The organism is Flavobacterium bomense (genome assembly GCF_003970355.1).
Genome location: NZ_RYDJ01000058.1, coordinates 1 through 1799, shown reverse-complemented (window position 1 = coordinate 1799; position 1799 = coordinate 1). Strand labels below are relative to the sequence as shown.

Genomic DNA, 1799 nt, shown 5'->3' with positions numbered 1-1799 from the left:
AGATACAATGGCTTTAGCTCGTGTTTTAATTTCTTCTTTGGTATCTCCAGCTTTTGCTTCGGCTTCCGCTTTTCTCATCGCTTTTTCTAGAGCTGCTTTTCTATTGGCTTCGGCTATAGCTTCTCTAATTATACGATCAATTTGTCTGTCGATTGCTCTTGCCTCTTGTTGTTTTTTCTTGATGTCAGTGGCAATTTTATTCTTGTCTTTTTTAATTAATTTGACCAGTTTATCTTGCTCTTGCTTTGCTTTTAGCAGTGATAATCTTTCTTTTTCGTTTTCTTGAATCAGTTTTTGTTTGGCTGATTTTTGAACGTCTAATTTTTCATTGTAATCCGTAAGCTCATCTGATTTTGATTTAATTTCAACACCCTGCATTTTTCTGTAGCCTGTATATTGTTTCATATACTGTGCTCTTTTATAAGCTTGCAAAAAACTATTAGAGGACAAGATAAACATCGCTCGGCTTTGTTCAGAACGGCTTTTATACGACTTTACAATCATCTTTGAATAATCTTCTTTGAGAACAACTAGTTCCCGATTTAACTTATTTATTTTTAATTGATTAATATAAATATCGTTGCTCAACAACCTAGCTTGCTTTTCGGTAGTATTGATCAGTTTTTCTTTCAGCTTTATTTTATTGGTTTGAACAATAACAACGCTTACCGCCGATTTTTCTTTTTTCTTTACCGATAGCAACAACCTTTCATTATCTCTAATTTCTTGTTGTATTTGAGCTTTTCGTTTTTCTAACTTTTCTTGCTGGGATTCTTGCCTCCACATCAATGAAGTCATAAAAATTAATATTAGGCTTAGGAGAAATTTTGGCATAGTAAAATAAGTTTGTGCAAATTTACTTAATTATAATTCTTTTGTAATCATTTGGAACACTATAAGGAAAAGAAAGTTCTTCATTAAAGGTTACGTTGTTGTATTCTAAGTTTATTTCCGTTTTACCTTGCTTTTGATAACTGTCGATATTTAGTGTCAAAGGCAAGGTCATTTCTTTGAATTCTTTTTTGTTAGAATACACAACTTGAATCATTCTTTCCTCTTTTGTTTGTGTAATTTCCTCTTTGTTTATCGAGAAATTATTTCCATCAATATAGAACGATTTCTTAGTGTTTCCATCAGATTCTTCGTCCAATCTATACACTTGATCGGTAAATGTTTCTGTATATTTCCCTTCTTTCAAATTGTCAATGGCTCTTCCCAACAGCATATTTTGCACCTTATTGAAGTCTAAATCGGTTCCTAACAATTGACTTAATGCGCTGAAATCGCCTTCATAATAAGTTCCTTTTATTTTTTCGTAATAACTTACTTTGGTTGGTGTAATCGAAGCTTTGGCCATTGTAATTCCCAAAAACCGAATGCTTATCAATATCTGTTCGTCTTTTTTGAGTTTAATTTCGGCTGTAACATTCTGATTTTGTTTCTCAGTAGCATATTGAACACTCGCTTTTATATATAATGTCGAAAACTCATTTTTATTGTTGTAGTAGTTTTCAATGATTTTATTGACACTCTTTCGGTTTTCATTTTTAGACACATCGGCCACTGCTGTTTTGGATTTACACGAAACTAGCACCAATGAGCTGATGAAGCTAACCAAAAAAAGAAGTCTTGTGTTTTTTGAAAATTTATTCATTTTATTTCTTATTTTTTGGCTTTTAATAATTGATTGGCTTTAGTAAAATACTGTTCTTTTTTCTTGAAATCTCCCAAACCGTTGAAGGCCTCGCCCAATTGCAGGTTGAAATTAATTTCTAATTGTAAATCATCGACCACATAAT

At 32.0% G+C, this 1799-nt stretch carries 2 protein-coding genes; both read right to left on the bottom strand.

All coding sequences use genetic code 11. The annotated features are described in order from the left end of the window. Nucleotides 1-798, bottom strand: a 798-nt coding sequence (locus EKL98_RS15500; RefSeq protein ID WP_394343482.1) for a murein hydrolase activator EnvC family protein, incomplete at its 3' end; no start/stop codon positions are given. A gap of 58 nt (nt 799-856) precedes the next feature. Beyond that, nucleotides 857-1654, bottom strand: a complete 798-nt coding sequence (locus tag EKL98_RS15495) for a DUF4292 domain-containing protein (RefSeq protein WP_126563101.1) — start codon at nt 1652-1654, stop codon at nt 857-859. Nucleotides 1655-1799: the final 145 nt, after the last annotated feature.